Origin of the sequence: Blastococcus sp. TML/C7B (assembly GCF_016612845.1) — a bacterium.
GTDB lineage: Bacteria > Actinomycetota > Actinomycetes > Mycobacteriales > Geodermatophilaceae > Blastococcus.
Window position 1 is genome coordinate 1,199,184 of the sequence record NZ_JAEOAA010000002.1, and the last position, 17,213, is coordinate 1,216,396.

Below are 17,213 nucleotides of genomic sequence, written 5' to 3' on the forward strand. Positions count from 1 at the left end.
GACCTGCGGTCGACGACCTGGGCACGGAACGCGGCACGGATCACCTCCGGTCGCCCCGGACCGCCGGTGGCTCCGAGACCCGCGGGCGACCCCCATTCTGACCCGGCGCGGGCGCGCACGCCGCCCTCGCGCCCGCTGCTTCGCCGCGCGGGCGCTCTACCGTGACCGGATGCGCTATCCCGACGCCCCCCGGCTCGACCTCGTCGAGGACCTGCACGGGCACGCCGTGGCCGACCCCTACCGCTGGCTGGAGGACGCCGAGGACCCGCGCACGGTCGCCTGGAGCTCGGCGCAGGACGCGCTGTCGGCCGAGGTGCTCGGCGGCCTGCCGCTGCGCGCGGCGTTCGCCGACCGGCTGGAGCAGCTGGTGCACGCCGGCGCGGTCGGGCTGCCGGTGTGGCGCGGGGCGCGCGCCTTCTCGACCCGCCGCGACCCGGGCCAGGAGCACGCCGTCCTGCGGGTGACCGAGGCCGACGGCACGGTGCGGGTGCTGGTCGACCCGATGGCGCTGGACCGGGCCGGCACGACGACCCTGGACGCCTGGTCGCCGTCGATCGAGGGCGACCGGCTGGCCTACCAGGTCTCCGTCGGCGGCGACGAGGAGTCGCAGCTGTACGTGCTCGACGTCGCCACCGGCGAGCTGCTCGACGGCCCGGTCGACCGCTGCCGGTACTCCCCCGTGGCCTGGCTGCCCGGCGGCGGGGAGCTGTTCTACGTGCGTCGCCTGGCGCCCGAGCTGGTGCCGGCCGACGAGCAGCAGTTCCACCGCCGCGTGTGGCGCCACCGGGTGGGCGCCGACCCGGCCGGCGACGTGCTGGTGCACGGCGAGGGCAGCGACCCGGCCAGCTACTTCGGCGTGCACACCAGCCGGGACGGCCGCTGGCTGGTCGTCTCCCGCTCGGTCGGCACCGCGCCCCGGGACGACGTGTGGCTGGCCGACCTCACCGGGGACGGCGCGCTTCGCGAGCTCCAGGTCGGGGTGGACGCGCAGACCTCGGCGTGGGTCGCCCGCGACGGCCGGCTGTGGCTGCTCTCGGACCGCGATGCCCCCCGCTGGCGGCTCGCCGTCGCCGACCCGGCCGACGCCGCCACCTGGGCGCCGGAGAACTGGCGGGACGTCGTCCCCCAACAGCCGGACGCCGTGCTCTCCGACGTGACGCTGGTCGACGGGCCCGACGGCGGCCTGCAGGTGCTCGCCGTGCACGCCGTGGACGCCACCGACCGGCTGTCGGTGTGGGCCGCGGACGGCTCGGGCCGCACCCGCGAGGTGCCCGCGCCCGGCGCCGGCAGCATCTCCGGCGTCGTCTCCCGGCCCGAGGGCGGCCCGGAGGCGTGGGTGGGCTACACCGACTACGCCACCCCGCCGTCGGTGCTGCGCTGGGACGCCGCCGACCCGGGAACCCTGGCGGACTGGGAGCGGGCTGCCGTCGCGGGCGCGGTCCCGGAGCTGACCGTCGTCGAGACGCACGCGACCTCCGCCGACGGGACGCCGGTGCACCTGTTCGTGCTGTCGGCAACCGGCACGCCGGACACCCCGCGGCCGGCGGTGCTCTACGGCTACGGCGGCTTCAACGTCTCGCTCACCCCCGCCTACAGCGCGCCGGCGCTTGCCTGGGTCGCCGCGGGCGGTGTCTGGGCGGTGGCCAACCTGCGCGGCGGCTCCGAGCACGGCGAGGAGTGGCACCGCGCCGGGATGCGCGAGCGCAAGCAGAACGTCTTCGACGACTTCGCCGCCGCCGGCGAGCACCTGGTGGCGTCCGGCTGGACGACGCCCGCGCAGCTCGGGATCTTCGGCGGCTCGAACGGCGGCCTGCTGGTCGGCGCGACGCTCACCCAGCGGCCCGACCTCGCCGCCGCGGTCGTCTGCAGCGCACCGCTGCTGGACATGGTCCGGTACGAGCTGTTCGGCCTCGGCCGCACCTGGAACGACGAGTACGGCACCGCCGACGACGCCACCGAGCTCGGCTGGCTGCTGGGCTACTCCCCGTACCACGCGGTCCGGGAGGGGACGGCCTACCCGGCGGTGCTGATCACGACGTTCGAGTCCGACACCCGCGTGCACCCGATGCACGGCCGCAAGCTGGCCGCCGCCCTGCAGCACGCGACCGCGTCGTCGTCGCCGGTCGTGCTGCGCCGCGAGGTGTCGGTGGGCCACGGCGCGCGGGCGGTGAGCCGCACCGTCGGGCTCGCGGCCGACCAGCTCGGCTTCCTCGCGCGGTACACCGGCCTGGGACCCGCAAACTCCGACGACGGCCGTCGCTGACAGGGCGGCTCGCGCCTGAGAGGATTTCGGTGATGAACAGGTCACTGACCGTGGTCGGCCTCCGCTGACCGCGACCACGCCGGACGCGGCAGCCCCCACCCGTCCGGCCACGTACCGCGAGGTCTTCGCCGTCCGGGAGTTCCGGCCGCTGTTCGGCACGTTCCTGCTCTCCACCGCGGGGGACGAGCTGGCCCGCGTCGCGCTGACCGTGCTGGTCTACCAGCGCACCAGCTCGCCGCTGCTGTCCGCGCTCACCTTCGCGATCAGCCACTTCCCGTGGCTGATCGGCGGCCCGCTGCTCTCCACGCTGGCCGACCGGCTGCCCCGGCACCGGGTGCTCATCGCGACCGACGTCGCCCGCGCCGTCCTGCTCGCGGTGATGGCGATCCCCGGCGTACCGCTGCCGGTGCTGCTCGGCCTCCTGCTGGTGGTCTCGCTGTGCGCGCCACCGTTCGAGTCGGCCCGCTCCGCGCTCATGGCCGACGTCCTCGACGGCGAGCGCTACGCCGTGGCGATCTCGCTGACGACGGTGACGCTCCAGGTTGCCCAGGTCGCGGGCTTCCTGCTCGGCGGCGCGCTCGTCGCGCTGCACCCGTCCCTGGCCCTGGGCATCGACGCGGCGACCTTCGCGCTCTCCGCGGTCTGGCTCTCCGCGCGCCTGCAGCGGCGTCCGGCACCCGCGCCCCCGGAGGCCGGCACCTCGCTGTGGCAGGACGCCGCCACCGGGCTGCGCTTCCTCCTGGGCACGCGGCGGATGCTGGCGATCATCGCCGTCACCTGGCTGGGCGCGCTGTTCGGCAGCGCGTGGGAGGGCATCGCCGCCCCGCTGGGCGCGGAGCTCGGCCGCGGCAGCGCGGCGATCGGCGTGCTGCTGGCCGCCAACCCGGCCGGCGTCGTCGTCGGCGGGCTGCTGCTGGGCCGGCTCGTGCCGCCCGAGCGCCGGGAGCGCCTGGTCGTGCCGCTGGTGATCCTGTCCCTCCTCCCGCTGCTCGCCGCCGGCGTGGTGACCGGCGTGGGCGGCGTCGAGGCCTCGACCTTCCCGACCGTGCTGGCGCTGCTGTTCGTCTCCGGGCTCGGCGCCTCCTGGCTCATCCCGCTCAACATCTCCTTCGTGCAGGCGACGCCGGCCGCGCTGCGGGGTCGCGCCTTCGGCGTGGCGGTGAGCGGCCTGTACGGCGTGCAGGGCATCGGCGCGCTGGCCGCGGGGCTCGGCGCGGAGGGTGTGGCACCGAGCACGGTGCTCGCGTTGTGCGGCGGTCTCGGAATGATCGTCGTCGCCCCGGCGCTGGTCGCCTACGGACGGACGCAGCACCGGGCGTCCGCCGCAACCGACGCCGAGGGAGCACCGCGGGAATGAGCGAGTCGAGGCGACTGCCGTCGGCCCGGACCTTCTACGACGAGGTCGGCGGGCAGGCGACCTTCGAGCGGCTCGTCGCCCGCTTCTACGCCGCCGTCCGCACCGACCCGGTGCTCGCGCCGCTCTACCCGCAGGACGACTGGGACGGCGCCGAGCTCCGGCTGCGCCGGTTCCTCGAGCAGTACTGGGGCGGCCCGACCACCTACTCCGACGAGCGCGGGCACCCGCGGCTCCGGATGCGGCACGCGCCGTTCGCCATCGGCCCGGCCGAGCGGGACGCCTGGCTGTCGCACATGCGCGACGCCGTCGACTCCCTCGAGCTGCCCGCCGACCAGGACGCCACGCTCTGGACCTACCTCGCCAACGCCGCGGGCAGCATGCAGAACCGCTTCCCCGCCGACGACGCGTGATGGGCACCACCGGCACGGACTGGTGGCGCGACGCGGTCTTCTACCAGGTCTACATCCGCAGCTTCGCCGACGGGAACGGCGACGGCGTGGGCGACCTGCGGGGGCTGCGCGGCCGGCTCGGGTACCTCCGCGACCTGGGTGTCGACGCCCTGTGGATCACCCCGTTCTTCCCCTCCCCGATGGCCGACCACGGCTACGACGTCGCCGATCCCCGCGACGTGGAACCGGTGTTCGGTGACCTCGACGAGTTCGACGCGCTGCTGGCCGACGCGCACGCGCTGGGGCTGCGGATCACGATCGACGTGGTGCCCAACCACACCTCCTCCGAGCACGCCTGGTTCCGGGCGGCGCTGGCCGCGGCCCCGGGCTCGCCGGAGCGGGCGCGCTACGTGTTCCGCGACGGCCGCGGCCCCGACGGCGCCGAGCCGCCGAACAACTGGCCCTCGGTCTTCGGCGGGCCGGCCTGGACCCGCGTCCCCGACGGTCAGTGGTACCTGCACATCTTCGCGCCGGAGCAGCCCGACCTGGACTTCGGCAACCCGGAGGTGGTGGCCGACCTCGAGGAGACGCTGCGGTTCTGGCTGGACCGCGGGGTCGACGGCTTCCGGATCGACGTCGCCCACGGCATGGCCAAGCCCGCCGGCCTCCCGGACATGGTGCCGATGGACGACACCGGGCTGCTCGACGACCACGGCCCGGGCGACCACCGCTTCGACCAGGACGGCGTGCACGCCGTGCACCGGCGGATCCGGGCGGTGCTCGACAGCTACCCCGGCACCATGGCCGTGGGCGAGGTGTGGGTCTCCGACGACGACCGCCTCGCCCGCTACCTGCGGCCCGACGAGCTGCAGCTGGCCTTCAACTTCAAGCTGCTGACCGCCGAGTGGGAACCGACCGCGCTGCGCGACGCCGTCGTCCACTCGCTGGCCGCCGTCGACGGCACCCCCGCGCCGGCGTGCTGGGTGCTCTCCAACCACGACCGGCCGCGGCACGTGACCCGGTACGGCGACGGCGAGCTCGGCACTCGCCGGGCCCGTGCGGCCGCGCTGCTGCAGCTCGCGCTGCCCGGGGTCGCCTACCTCTACAACGGCGACGAGCTCGGGATGCCCGACGTCGACCTGCCCGACGCCGCGCTGCAGGACCCCATCTGGTTCCGCTCCGAGGGTGCCGAGCGCGGGCGCGACGCGTGCCGCATCCCCGTGCCGTGGTCGGGCAGCGAGCCCTCCTACGGCTTCTCGTCGGGCTCGGGCACCTGGCTGCCCATGCCCGAGGGGTGGACCGCGCTCACCGCCGAGGCGCAGGCGGCCGACCCGGCGTCGATGCAGTCGCTGTACCGAGCGGCGCTGGCGCTGCGGGCCGGCTCGCCCGCGTTCTCCGGCGAGGGCCTGGAGTGGTTGCCGTCACCCGAGGGATGTCTGGCGTTCCGCCGGCCGGGCGGGCTCGTGTTCCTGCTGAACCTCTCGAGCGCCCCGGTGCCGCTGCCGGAGGGCACCGTGCTGCTGGCCAGCACGGACGTCACCGGCGGCGAGCTGCCCACGGACGCCGCGGCGTGGGTGGTGGCCTGAGCCGGGTCACCCGGTGGGTGCCGCGCACGGGATCGCCGTAGTGCAGACTCTCCGATGATCCAGAGCCCGGCCGTGCGGCCGGGCTCGCCCGCCGTTCAGGAGGTTTCGTGGCCACCGCTTCGATGCACGCGCACCCGCTGCGCCCGCTCGTTCTCGCCGACCTGGTGCCCGCCGTGCGCGCGCGCAACGTCGTCCTCGTGGCGCTCGGTGTGCTGCTGACCGCGGCACTGGCGCAGGTGTCGGTGCCGGTCCCCGGTTCGCCGGTGCCGATCACCGGTCAGACCCTGGCGCTCGTCCTGACCGCTGCCGCGCTGGGCCCGGTGCGGGGCGTCGCCGTGCAGGTGGCCTACATCGCCTGCGCGCTGGTCGGCCTGCCCTTCTACTCGGAGGCCAGCGGCGGCGTCGACGTCGTCTTCGGTGCGACCGGCGGCTACGTCGTCGGCTTCATCCCGGCCGCGATCCTCATCGGCCTGGGCGCGCGCCACGCCATGGACCGCAACCCGCTCAAGGCCGTGCCGCTGTTCATCGCCGGTCAGGCCGTCGTCTTCGCCGTCGGCGTCCCGTGGCTGGCCGTCTCGGCCGACATGACCGCGGCCCAGGCCCTGGACAAGGGCTTCTACCCGTTCATCCTCGGCGGGCTGGTGAAGGCCGGTGTCGCCGCCGCGGTGCTCGGCACCGCCTGGAAGGCCGCGCGCCGGGCCTGATCCCCCTCGCACACGACCCCCCGACGCCTCGGCGTCCGGGGGTCGTCGCGTTCCGGGGCGGGTGCCGGTCCGCTCAGTTCGCGGGCTCGTCGGCCCAGCGGGCGAGGAACTCCTTCTCCTCCGGCGTGAGGCGGCGCGGCCGGGCGATGGCGAAGTCGAACGGCACGATCTTCGTGCTGCCGGTGACCGCGAGCTGCCCGTGGTCGAACAGCTCGTAGCGGCAGAGGAAGGTCGCCGCCCGGACGTCGGTGACCCAGACGTCGACCTGCAGCGGCTGCGAGGAGTAGACGACCTGGCGCTTGTAGGCGATCTCGTGCGCGGCGACGATGAGCCCCCGCCGCTGCCCCGTGCGCAGGTCGTGCGTGGGCTGCTCGCGGAACAGGCTGATCCGCGCCATCTCGAAGTAGCCGAGGAAGGCCACGTTGTTGATGTGCTGGTAGGCGTCCATGTCCGACCAGCGCATGGGGACCGCCGCGGTGTGCCTCACACCGCCACCCTGCCGTACGCCGCGGCGCGGTTCGACCAGGCCCTCGGTCGGGGCGTCGGCGTGCGTCCTCGCGGACCGCGCAGCGAGAGGGCGCGCGGAACGCCCCGGAGCCCTACCGTGGCCCGGTGGACACGCCCTGGCCGGCGGACCTCCCCGGCGTGCTGACCCTGCCATCGGGACGACGGGTGCTCGGTCGCGGGCTGCGCGACACGCCGTCGTCCCCCGCGCCGCAGTTCGGTCTGTACCTGACCGCCCGCCGGCCGCCCGGGACCGCGTGGGCGCAGCAGTGGGTGCGCTGGCCCGACTTCGGGCTGCCCGCGGAGCTGTCCGAGCTGCGGCTGGCGCTCGCGTCGGCGTGGGTGCGGGCCGCCGACGAGCGGGTGGAGGTGGCCTGCAGCGGGGGCACCGGGCGCACCGGCACGGCGCTGGCCTGCCTGGCCGTGCTGGACGGGGTTCCGGCGGACGAGGCGGTGGCGTTCGTCCGGCACCACTACCGGTGGCGGGCGGTGGAGACCTGGCGGCAGCGCCGGATGGTGCTGCACTTCGACGACGACGAGCTGCCCGGCCGCGCCACGACGGCCTGACCCGGGCACGGACGACGACGGCACGGACGACGACGGCCGGCGGGGAGCGGGTGCTCCTTGCCGGCCGTCGCCACGTGCTGGTCGCCGGTCAGTCGCGCGAGAGCTTCCGGTAGGTCGCCCGGTGCGGACGGGTGGCGTCCTGGCCGAGGCGCTCGACCTTGTTCTTCTCGTAGTCGGCGAAGTTGCCCTCGAACCAGAACCACTTCGACTCGCCCTCGTAGGCGAGGATGTGGGTGGCCACGCGGTCGAGGAACCACCGGTCGTGGCTGACCACGACGGCGCAGCCGGGGAACTCGAGCAGCGCGCTCTCCAGGCTGGTGAGCGTCTCGGTGTCGAGGTCGTTGGTCGGCTCGTCGAGCAGCAGCAGGTTGCCGCCCTGCTTGAGCGTCAGCGCCAGGTTCAGCCGGTTGCGCTCACCGCCGGAGAGGACGCCGGCCGGCTTCTGCTGGTCCGGGCCCTTGAAGCCGAAGGCGGCGATGTAGGCCCGCGAGGGCATCTCGACATTGCCCACCTTGATGTGGTCGAGGCCGTCGGAGACGACCTCCCACAGCGTCTTCTTCGGGTCGATGCCGCTGCGGTTCTGCTCGACGTAGGAGAGCTTGACCGTCTCGCCGACCTTGATCTCGCCGTCGTCCGGCTTCTCCTCGCCGACCAGCATCTTGAACAGCGTGGTCTTGCCGACGCCGTTCGGGCCGACGACGCCGACGATGCCGTTGCGCGGCAGGGTGAACGACAGGTCGTCGATCAGCAGCCGGTCCCCGAAGCCCTTGGTCAGGTTGCGCGTCTCGACGACGACGCTGCCCAGTCGCGGACCCGGCGGGATCTGGATCTCCTCGAAGTCCAGCTTGCGGAACTTGTCGGCCTCCGCGGCCATCTCCTCGTACCGGGCGAGGCGCGCCTTGCTCTTGGCCTGGCGGGCCTTGGCGCCGGAGCGCACCCACTCCAGCTCCTCCTTGAGCCGCTTGGCGCGCTTGGCGTCCTTGGCCCCCTCGACCTGGAGGCGGGCGGCCTTGGTCTCGAGGTAGGTGGAGTAGTTGCCCTCGTACGGGTAGGCCCGGCCGCGGTCGAGCTCGAGGATCCACTCGGCAACGTTGTCCAGGAAGTACCGGTCGTGGGTGACGGCGACGACGGTGCCGGCGTACTTCTCGAGGTGCTGCTCGAGCCAGGCCACGCTCTCGGCGTCGAGGTGGTTGGTGGGCTCGTCGAGCAGCAGCAGGTCGGGCGCCTCGAGCAGCAGCTTGCACAGCGCGACGCGGCGGCGCTCACCACCGGAGAGGACGGTGACGTCGGCGTCGCCCGGCGGGCAGCGCAGCGCGTCCATGGCCTGCTCGATGCGGGCGTCGAGCTCCCAGCCGTCCTGGTTCTCGATGACCTCCATGAGCTCGCCCTGCTCGGCGAGGAGCGCGTCGAAGTCGGCGTCGGGCTCCCCCATCGCCGCGCTGACCTCCTCGAAGCGGGTGAGCGCGTCGCGCAGCGGCTTCACCGCCTCCTCGACGTTGCCCCGCACGTCGAGGGCCTCGTTGAGCGGCGGCTCCTGCAGCAGGATCCCCACCGTGGCCTCCGGCGCGAGCGAGGCCTCGCCGTTGGAGGGCTGCTGCATGCCGGCCATGATCTGGAGCACGGTCGACTTGCCGGCGCCGTTGGGGCCGACGACGCCGATCTTCGCGCCGGGCAGGAACGACAGGGTGACGTTGTCGAGGATCACCTTGTCGCCGTGTGCCTTGCGCGCGCGGACCATCGTGTAGATGTACTGAGCCACTGGGCTTCGGAGCCTTCCGTCGTCTCGCGAGCGGGGGCGGGCCGGCGTGCCCGGCCCGGCCCCCATGCGTTCTCACCTCCGATCCTCCCAGCCCGGGGCAACTAGGCGTGCGCGGGCTGCGCGGTGAGGTCGGCGGCGTCCACGGAGTCCAACGCGTCCCCGGCGTCCACGTAGTCCCGGCCGGCCCGGGGTTCGACGTCCGGGCCCGGGAAGTCCGGCGCGTCGGGGCCCGGCTGCGCCGCCGCGGACTCGTCGGGGGCCCGACCGGCCCTGTCCCGGGTGAACAACGACCGCCCCTTCTGCAGGTTGGGCCCCACGGCGAACGCCTTGATGCGGTCCTTGCTGCGCGGGCCGGCGTCGGACTCCCAGCTGTGGGTGGTCAGGGCCCCGTGGACGATGACCGGGTCGCCCTTGCTGATGCTCGCGGCGACGTTGCCGCTCAGCGCGTTCCAGCACTCGACGTCGATCCAGAGGGTGCCGGCGTCGACGTACTGCTCGGTGGCGGAGTCGTAGCGCCGCGCGGTGGACGCGATGCGGAAGTTGGTCACCGCGCCGTTCTGGGTGTTGGTGCGACGCGGGGCGTCGACGACGTTGCCGACGACGGTGACGGTGGTGTCGTTCACGGTGCTCCTCGGAGGTGCTGCGCCGGACGGCGCGGCCGGCGCGGTGCCGACCTGCTGGAACCCTGCGTCCGCCGCCCCGCTCGCACGGGCCCGCGCACCGATCTGTGGACGACGCCCCCGCCTGTGGACGGGCCGGGCCGCCCTGTCGTGCCCGCCTGATCAGCTGCGGGGGTGCCGCACCTCGCCGCGTACCGCCCACGCCCGGGCCGAGAGCCGGATCCCGCCGTCGGGGGATGCCGGCAGCCGCTCGGCCAGCCGGTCCCGCAGGGCCGTCACCCGTTCCTCCGGCAGCGATGCCACGTAGGCCGGTGCCGGGCCCGTCCCGCCCAGGAAGGGGTGCCAGTACTCCTCGAGGTCGTGGAACGCGGTCGGCACGACGATCGGCTCGACCACCACCCCGGCGAGCCCGGCCCGGTCGAACGCGCCGGCCAGGGCCCACGGGTGGCAGAGCGGGAAGCGGGTCCCCTCGTCCCACTGCGCGGCACCGGGATCGAGGGCGACCGCGGCGTCCCAGAAGTACCGGATGAGCTCCATGCCCTCGGCGTAGTCCCAGACGTAGGCGGCGACCGCGCCGCCCCGCCGGGTCACCCGCACCGCTTCGGCGAGCGCGGTGGAGGTGTCGGGCACGAAGTTCAGCACCAGCCCGGAGACCGCTGCATCGACCGAGCCGTCGTCCACCGGGAGGTGCGCGACGTCCGCCAGCACGAACCGGGCGCGCGCGTCGTGCACGGTGCCCGCCGCACGGGCGAGGAGGTCCGGCGACGTGTCGGCCCCGAGCACGGCGGCGGGCGAACCCAGCTCGAGGATCGCGGTCGTCGGTGCGCCCGTGCCGCACCCGGCATCGAGCCAGCGTGCGCCGGGAGGCACCTCCAGCCAGTGCACGAAGGTCGTCGCGACCGCACGGCTCCAGCGGCCGACGTAGGCCTCGTACCGCTCGCCGCTCGCCCACCGGTCGAGCGGAGAGCCCGGACTGGTCACGGACCGACCCCCTCCCGCGACCATCGTCCTGCGGGGCGCCCGCCCGGACAACGGTCAGCGGCACGGCGCGGCACGGGGGCCGCTCACGCCGGGTGCGATGATCGGCCACCGAAACGCGCTCGTAGCTCAGCGGATAGAGCACCGGACTTCTAATCCGACGGTCGCAGGTTCGAATCCTGCCGGGCGCGCTCCGCTCCCCCTCATCGGTACAGAACCGTCCGCTCCTCCGTGGTTGCGACCGCAGGTCACGGGTTACCGGCCCGCCCGAGGAGACGTGGTCGGACCTGCACCAGGAGTGAGGATGCGGAAGCCCACACGGGGGCGCGGCGCGGCACGAGCACTGCCGCCCGGCACGAACCGCCGGCACCGGGCGCTGTTCATGGCGGCCGTGGTGGTCGGCGGTGCCGGCTTCTTCAGCGGCGTGAGCGCCTCGACCGGCGACGGCGGCCTGCAGGAGGCCGACGCCCGCACGAGCACCGCGGAGCCCGCCGCCTCGCCGCTGTCCCGCGGCGCCCCGGAGGGCGCGATCACGCTGCCGCCGCTGCCCGTCGCGGTGCCGCAGCCCCAGCCCGCCACGCCCGCGGTCATCACCGGCCTGGCCGAGAACGGCATCCCGAACGTGGCGCTCAACGCCTACCGCGTCGCCGCCACCCGGATGAACGCCTCGAAGCCCGGGTGCGGCATCGACTGGTCACTGCTGGCCGCCATCGGCCGGGTCGAGTCCAACCACGGGCGGTTCGGCGGCGCCACGCTCGGGCCCGACGGCACCTCGACCCCGGAGATCCGCGGCCCGGCGCTCGACGGCGTGCAGTTCGCCTTCATCGCCGACTCCGACGACGGCGCCTTCGACCACGACCCGACCTACGACCGCGCCGTCGGGCCGATGCAGTTCATCCCGACCACCTGGCGCGCCTACGCCGTGGACGGCGACGGGAACGGCACGACCGACCCCTTCGACATCGACGACGCCGCGCTCGGGGCGGCCAACTACCTGTGCACCGCCGGCGGCGACCTGCGCACCGACGCCGGCCAGCGCAAGGCCGTCTTCGCCTACAACCACTCCGACGCCTACGTGGCCCAGGTGCTGGCGCTGGCCCGCTCCTACGCCACCGGCGTCCCGGTCGACGCACTGCCGCTGAGCGGCGACACCACCAGCCCCGTCCCGGCGCCGTCCGGCAGCGTGCGCGGGCCGGCCGCGCCCGGACCGGCGCTCGGCGTCCGCGACACCACCCCGGCCTCGGGCGACACCGTCCTGCCGAACCGGGGCCCCGCGGCGTCGTCCCCCGGGCCCGCGGACGCAGCGGCCGCACCTGCGGCAGCCGACGGCAGCGCCGCCCCTCCGGCGCCCGCCGGCGGCAGCGGCGGGGGCGGTTCCCCGGCGCCGGCAGGCGGCGGGAACGGGAGCGCACCGGCTCCCGCCCCCGGATCGGCTCCTGCGCCCGCTCCCGCACCGGCTCCGGCGGCACCCGCGGCCCCGGCGCTGCCGCTCCCCAGCCTGCCGCTGCCGGGCCTGCCGACCCTCCCGCTCCCCACGCCACCCCCACCCCCGACGGCCACGCCCGCGCCGCCGCAGGTCGTCGAGCTCGTCCCGGGCCTCACGTGCACCCTGCTCGGCCCCCTCGGCGTCAAGCTCCTGCCGAGCCTGCCCGTCTGCCCGACCTGACCTCCGGACCACGAGGCCCCGGACGACGACGAGCCCCCGGCCGCGCGATGCGGCCGGGGGCTCGTGGGGTCAGCGCCCGTGGCGTCCCGACCTCAGCGGGAGGTCGGGGTCACGGGGCGGTCAGTACCAGACTTTTCGTCCGCCGACCGCGCGGCCGGTCGCCCCGAGGACGTAGAGGACCGCGCCGACGACCAGCAGGATGATCCCGATCGTCGTGAGGATCGGGATGCTGGCAAAGATGCCGATCAGCAGCAGGATCAAGCCGAGGATGAGCACGTGGGTCTCCAATCGGTGTCCGCAGTGGGTCGCGGCGAACACTTCCCGGGCTGAGCGTGATCATGCGCCGCCGCACGCGGTGTCACCCGTTCGTGATCATGAACCGCGCGGTCCGGCCGGACGGGTGGCCGGCGGGCGGAAGACCGCGAAGGGGTCGGTGACCTCCAGCTCCGGTGCTGCGAACCGGTAGAGCGCCGCCGGCCGCCCGCCGGAGCGCCCCGGCGGCGCTTGCTCCCCCGTCGCCTCGAGCACGCCGCGGCGCAGCAGCACCCGCTGGAGGTTGGTCGCGGTGACGTCGTAGCCCAGCGCGGCGACGTAGATCTCGCGCAGCTCGGCGACGGTAAACTCGGGCGGGGCCAGGGCGAACCCGACGTTGGTGTACGAGAGCTTGGACCGCAGGCGGCGCAGCGCCGAGCCGACGATCGAACCGTGGTCGAACGCCGTCGCCGGCAGTGCCTCGACCGGGTGCCAGGCGGTGTCCTCGGGCAGCGCCGGGTCGACGTGCGAGGGGATCAACCCCAGGTAGGCCGTCGCCACGGTCCGGCCGCGGGGGTCGCGGTCGGGGTCGCTGCGCGTCTCCAGCTGCTCCAGGTGCCCGAGCGCCGCGACCTCCACCTTGGCCGCCAGCTGCCGGGCCACGGAGGCGCCGAGAGTCTCCTCCGGCAGCAGCGGCCCGCCCCGGCAGCGCCCACGCCCCGGCGAACGGGTCGTTCGGCCGCTGCCACAGCATCGCGTGCAGCCGCCGCGCCCGGACCTGCAGCACCACGGCCAGCGCCTGGTGCGGATAGGCCGGCCGCTCGGGCGACGACCACACGGATCCCATGCCGGGAATGCTAGGGTCTTCCCACGAGGTTTTCGCCTCATAGTAGGAAACCCACTCCTCCGGAGGCCCGCGTGACCGCGACGCTGCCCACCCCCACCACCGCCGCCTGGACGCCCGACCAGTGGCAGGACTGGCGCGAGGAGGTGCGCCGGCTGGCCCGCGAGAAGGACGCCGTCGTCCTCGCGCACAACTACCAGGCCCCGGAGATCCAGGACGTCGCCGACCACGTCGGCGACTCCCTCGCCCTCTCCCGCCTCGCCGCCTCCAGCGACGCGAGCACGATCGTCTTCGCCGGCGTCCACTTCATGGCCGAGACGGCGAAGATCCTGGCGCCGGAGAAGACCGTGCTGGTCCCCGACGCGAACGCCGGCTGCTCGCTGGCCGACACGATCACCGCCGACCAGCTGCGCGCCTGGAAGGCCGAGCACCCGGGCGCCGTCGTCGTCTCCTACGTGAACACCTCGGCCGAGGTGAAGGGCGAGACCGACATCTGCTGCACCTCGTCCAACGCCGTCGAGGTCGTCGAGTCGATCCCGGCCGACCGGGAGATCCTCTTCCTCCCCGACCAGTTCCTCGGCGCGCACGTCCAGCGGGTCACGGGACGCGCGAACATGCGCATCTGGATGGGCGAGTGCCACGTGCACGCCGGCATCTCCCCCACCGACCTGCGCGCCAGCGTCGAGGCCGCACCCGATGCCGAGCTGCTCGTGCACCCCGAGTGCGGCTGCGCGACCAGCGCCCTGTGGATGGTGTCGGACGGCCAGCTGCCGCAGGAGCGCGTGCACATCCTCTCCACCGGCGGGATGCTCGACGAGGCCCGGAGGACGACGGCGAAGCGGGTGCTGGTCGCCACCGAGATCGGCATGCTGCACCAGCTCCGCCAGGCCAACCCGACGACGGCGTTCGAGCCGGTCAACTCCCGGGCGGCCTGCCCCTACATGAAGATGTCGACGCCGGAGAAGCTGCTGCGCGCGCTGCGCGAGGGCCGCGACGAGGTAACCGTCGACCCGCAGGTCGCCGCCCGCGCCCGCGCCGCCGTCGAGGCCATGGTCGCCATCGGCACGCCCTCGCCGGTCGGTGAGTGAGGTGCGCCCCGGGGTCGCCACCCTGGCGCCGCCCGTCGTCGCCGCCCTGCCGCTGCCGGCGGCGACGGACGAGCGGGTCACCGACGTCGTCGTGGTGGGCAGCGGTGCCGCCGGGCTGATGGCCGCCGTCGCGCTGGCCGAGGCCGGGCGCGCGGTCACCGTCGTCACCAAGGGCGAGCTCGGCGCCGGCAGCACGCCGTGGGCGCAGGGCGGGCTGGCCGCCGTCCTCGGCGAGGACGACGACGCCGAGCTGCACGTGCAGGACACCCTGGTGGCCGGGGCCGGGCTCTGCGACGAGCCGGCCGTGCGGACCCTGGTCGCCGAGGCACCGGGCGCCGTCGCCGAGCTGCGGCTGCTCGGCGCACGACTGGACCTCGCCGCCGACGGGCGGCCGGCGCTCACCCGCGAGGGCGGGCACAGCCGCGACCGGATCGTGCACGCCGGCGGGGACGCCAGCGGCGCGGAGGTCACCCGGACGCTGGCCGCCGCGCTGCGGGCCCGCGGCATCGCCGTCCTCGAGCAGACCGTGGCGCTGGACGCGCTGCTCACCACCGACGGCCGGGTCGCCGGCGTGCGCACCGCCGGGATCGGCGACGGCGGCGCACTCGTCGACGTCACCGACCTGCGGGCGCGCGCCGTCGTCCTGGCCACCGGTGGCGCCGGGCAGGTGTTCACCGCGACCACCAACCCGGCCGGTGCCACCGGCGACGGGCTGGCCCTCGCCCTGCGCGCCGGGGCCGAGCTCGCCGACGTCGAGCTCGTGCAGTTCCACACCCGACCGCGCTCTGGACCGGCGCCGGCGCCTCCGGGCAGCAGCCGCTGGTCTCCGAGGCGGTGCGCGGGGAGGGCGCGGTCCTCGTCGCCACCGACGGACACCGGATCATGGCCGGCGCGCACCCGCTGGCCGACCTCGCCCCGCGCGACGTCGTCTCGGCGACCATCGCCGCGCACCTGCGTGCCACCGGCGCCGACCACGTCTTCCTCGACGCCCGGCACCTCGGCGCGGAGTTCCTCGAGCGCCGCTTCCCCGGCATCGCCCGCGCCTGCCGCGACGCCGGACTGGACCTCGCGCACGAGCCGATCCCGGTCGTGCCCGCGGCGCACTACTCCTGCGGCGGCGTGCTCGCCGACCTCGACGGCCGCACCGGGGTCCCCGGGCTGTTCGCGATCGGCGAGGTCGCCTGCACCGGCGTCCAGGGCGCGAACCGGCTGGCGTCGAACTCGATCACCGAGGGGCTCGTCGCCGCCCGCCGCTGCGCCGCGCTGCTCGCCGTCGAGCTGCCCCCGCTCGCCGCCCCGGCGGCTCCCCGCCGGGGTGACGCGGCCATCGACCCCGCCGCCCGCGCCGTCGTCACCGCGGCGACCACCCGGCACGCCGGCGTCCTCCGCGACGCCGAGGGCCTCACCGAGCTGGCCCGCACCCTGGCCGCGGTCGACCGGAGCACCGCGCCGCTCGACCTGGCCGCGCTGGAGACGACGGCGCTGCACACGGTCGCGACCCTGCTCGCCGCCGCGGCCCTGACCCGCGCCGAGAGCCGGGGCTGCCACCGCCGGGTGGACACCCCCGAGACCCGGGCGGAGTGGCAGGTGCGGCTGGTGCACCGGCTCGACCGCGCCGGCCACCTGCGCACCCGCACCGTGCCCGTGCGGACCGGTGCCGGCGAGCTGGTGGTCGCGTGACCGCGCTCCGGGAAGACGTGGCCGCCGCGCTGCGGGCCGCCGGGCTGGACCCGGCCGAGGTGGAGCGCGTCGTCCGCACAGCCCTGGACGAGGACCTCGCCTTCGGCCCGGACGTGACGACGGAGTCCACCGTGCCCGCCGACGCCGTCGCCACCGGGGACGTCACGCCGCGCAGCGTCGGCGTGCTCGCCGGGGTGCACGTGGCCGCGGCCGTGTTCGACCTGGTCGGCGGCCCGGCGGTGGAGACTCTGGTCCACGAGGCGGACGGCGCGACCACCGAGCCGGGGCTGCCCGTGCTCACCGTCACCGGCCCGACCCGCGCCCTCCTCACCGCCGAGCGGACCGCGCTCAACCTGGTCTGCCACCTGTCCGGGATCGCCTCGCTGACCCACCAGTGGGCCGAGGCGATCGCGGGCACCGGCGCCGCCGTCCGCGACACCCGCAAGACGACGCCCGGGCTGCGCGCGCTGGAGAAGTACGCCGTCCGCTGCGGCGGCGGGGTGAACCACCGGATGGCGCTCGGTGACGCCGCGCTGGTCAAGGACAACCACGTCGCCGCGGCCGGCGGCATCGCCGCAGCGGTGGAGGCGGTGCGGACGACGGCGCCGCACATCGCGCTCGAGGTCGAGTGCGACACCCTCGACCAGGTGCGCGAGGCGATCGCGGCCGGCGTGCAGCTCGTGCTGCTGGACAACTTCTCCACCGCCGACACCCGCACGGCCGTCGAGCTGGTGCGCGGCACGGGTGTGCGGCTGGAGGCCAGCGGCGGGCTCTCGCTGGACCGCGCAGCCGAGGTCGCGGCGACCGGCGTCGACTACCTCGCCGTCGGCGGGCTCACGCACAGCGCCGCCGTCCTCGACCTCGGCTTCGACCTGCGCTGACGCCCCCCTCGGGACTTTCGGTACCGAAAGTCCCGAGGGGGTGGGGACTTTCGGTACCGAAAGTCCGCCGAGGGG

16 protein-coding genes, 1 tRNA gene and 1 pseudogene are annotated in these 17,213 nt (G+C 75.1%); 12 read left to right on the plus strand and 6 right to left on the minus strand.

The window, feature by feature from the left end:
* The first annotated feature begins 169 nt into the window (after positions 1-169).
* From JKP76_RS18705 to JKP76_RS18725, 5 genes are all read left to right on the plus strand, one after another.
* Entirely contained in the window at positions 170-2,263 is a 2,094-nt protein-coding gene (locus JKP76_RS18705) for a prolyl oligopeptidase family protein (RefSeq protein ID WP_200492260.1), read from the plus strand.
* Positions 2,264-2,411: 148 nt separating this feature from the next.
* The gene (locus JKP76_RS18710; RefSeq protein WP_200492636.1) at positions 2,412-3,620 is read left to right on the plus strand and encodes an MFS transporter; all 1,209 of its coding nucleotides are present in this window, start codon (positions 2,412-2,414) and stop codon (positions 3,618-3,620) included.
* Entirely contained in the window at positions 3,617-4,030 is a 414-nt protein-coding gene (locus JKP76_RS18715; RefSeq protein ID WP_200492261.1) for a globin, read from the plus strand. Before JKP76_RS18710 ends, JKP76_RS18715 begins: the two co-directional genes overlap by 4 nt.
* Complete coding sequence (locus tag JKP76_RS18720; RefSeq protein ID WP_200492262.1) at positions 4,030-5,595, plus strand: glycoside hydrolase family 13 protein; 1,566 nt, start codon at positions 4,030-4,032, stop codon at positions 5,593-5,595. The genes JKP76_RS18715 and JKP76_RS18720 overlap by 1 nt, the downstream gene beginning before the upstream one ends.
* 107 nt (positions 5,596-5,702) lie before the next feature.
* Positions 5,703-6,299: a biotin transporter BioY gene (locus tag JKP76_RS18725; RefSeq protein WP_200492263.1), complete on the plus strand. Its 597-nt coding sequence runs from the start codon at positions 5,703-5,705 to the stop codon at positions 6,297-6,299.
* A 73-nt stretch (positions 6,300-6,372) separates the two neighbouring features.
* Here JKP76_RS18725 and JKP76_RS18730 read toward each other — a convergent pair whose 3' ends face one another.
* Entirely contained in the window at positions 6,373-6,786 is a 414-nt protein-coding gene (locus JKP76_RS18730; protein ID WP_200492264.1) for a thioesterase family protein, read from the minus strand.
* A gap of 125 nt (positions 6,787-6,911) precedes the next feature.
* On the opposite strand from JKP76_RS18730, the gene JKP76_RS18735 reads away from it, so the two are divergent.
* Positions 6,912-7,370: a protein-tyrosine phosphatase family protein gene (locus JKP76_RS18735; protein WP_200492265.1), complete on the plus strand. Its 459-nt coding sequence runs from the start codon at positions 6,912-6,914 to the stop codon at positions 7,368-7,370.
* 88 nt (positions 7,371-7,458) lie between these two features.
* Here the strand turns inward: JKP76_RS18735 and ettA are convergent, their stop codons facing one another.
* From ettA to JKP76_RS18750, 3 genes are all read right to left on the minus strand, one after another.
* Positions 7,459-9,129, minus strand: coding sequence for an energy-dependent translational throttle protein EttA (gene ettA / locus JKP76_RS18740; protein ID WP_200492266.1), 1,671 nt, complete (start codon positions 9,127-9,129; stop codon positions 7,459-7,461).
* 101 nt (positions 9,130-9,230) lie between these two features.
* On the minus strand, positions 9,231-9,752 hold the full coding sequence (locus tag JKP76_RS18745) for a single-stranded DNA-binding protein (RefSeq protein WP_200492267.1): 522 nt from the start codon (positions 9,750-9,752) through the stop codon (positions 9,231-9,233).
* Positions 9,753-9,911: 159 nt separating this feature from the next.
* Positions 9,912-10,730: a class I SAM-dependent methyltransferase gene (locus JKP76_RS18750; RefSeq protein ID WP_200492268.1), complete on the minus strand. Its 819-nt coding sequence runs from the start codon at positions 10,728-10,730 to the stop codon at positions 9,912-9,914.
* Between the two features lie 115 nt (positions 10,731-10,845).
* Here JKP76_RS18750 and JKP76_RS18755 point away from each other — a divergent pair.
* A tRNA-Arg gene (locus JKP76_RS18755) sits at positions 10,846-10,918 on the plus strand.
* Between the two features lie 113 nt (positions 10,919-11,031).
* Positions 11,032-12,393: a lytic murein transglycosylase gene (locus JKP76_RS18760; RefSeq protein ID WP_200492269.1), complete on the plus strand. Its 1,362-nt coding sequence runs from the start codon at positions 11,032-11,034 to the stop codon at positions 12,391-12,393.
* Positions 12,394-12,513: 120 nt separating this feature from the next.
* Here JKP76_RS18760 and JKP76_RS18765 read toward each other — a convergent pair whose 3' ends face one another.
* On the minus strand, positions 12,514-12,669 hold the full coding sequence (locus JKP76_RS18765) for a DUF6131 family protein (RefSeq protein WP_097193998.1): 156 nt from the start codon (positions 12,667-12,669) through the stop codon (positions 12,514-12,516).
* Between the two features lie 96 nt (positions 12,670-12,765).
* Positions 12,766-13,308, minus strand: coding sequence for an NUDIX hydrolase (locus tag JKP76_RS18770; protein ID WP_309233050.1), 543 nt, complete (start codon positions 13,306-13,308; stop codon positions 12,766-12,768).
* A gap of 255 nt (positions 13,309-13,563) precedes the next feature.
* Between JKP76_RS18770 and nadA the strand changes: the two genes are divergently transcribed.
* The 4 genes and pseudogenes from nadA (at position 13,564) to nadC (ending at position 17,138) form a co-directional block, all read left to right on the plus strand.
* Positions 13,564-14,577 carry a quinolinate synthase NadA gene (gene nadA, locus JKP76_RS18775; protein ID WP_200492270.1) on the plus strand — a complete coding sequence of 338 codons (1,014 nt, stop codon included), beginning with the start codon at positions 13,564-13,566 and terminating at the stop codon, positions 14,575-14,577.
* Between the two features lie 118 nt (positions 14,578-14,695).
* A pseudogene (locus tag JKP76_RS22800) lies at positions 14,696-15,286 on the plus strand (FAD-dependent oxidoreductase); the annotation flags it as partial.
* 110 nt (positions 15,287-15,396) lie between these two features.
* Positions 15,397-16,257 (plus strand): FAD-binding protein, encoded by an 861-nt coding sequence (locus tag JKP76_RS22805; RefSeq protein ID WP_255522792.1) that lies wholly within the window; start codon positions 15,397-15,399, stop codon positions 16,255-16,257.
* A complete protein-coding gene (gene nadC / locus JKP76_RS18785) occupies positions 16,254-17,138 on the plus strand; it encodes a carboxylating nicotinate-nucleotide diphosphorylase (RefSeq protein WP_200492271.1) in 885 nt (294 codons plus the stop codon). Before JKP76_RS22805 ends, nadC begins: the two co-directional genes overlap by 4 nt.
* The last annotated feature ends 75 nt before the right edge of the window (positions 17,139-17,213 follow it).

Coding starts and splice junctions, on each gene's coding strand:
- JKP76_RS18720 (WP_200492262.1), top strand. CDS start 4,030: ATGGGCACCACCGGCACGGACTGGTGGCGCGACGCGGTCTTCTACCAG.
- JKP76_RS18715 (WP_200492261.1), top strand. CDS start 3,617: ATGAGCGAGTCGAGGCGACTGCCGTCGGCCCGGACCTTCTACGACGAG.
- JKP76_RS18705 (WP_200492260.1), top strand. CDS start 170: ATGCGCTATCCCGACGCCCCCCGGCTCGACCTCGTCGAGGACCTGCAC.
- JKP76_RS18760 (WP_200492269.1), top strand. CDS start 11,032: ATGCGGAAGCCCACACGGGGGCGCGGCGCGGCACGAGCACTGCCGCCC.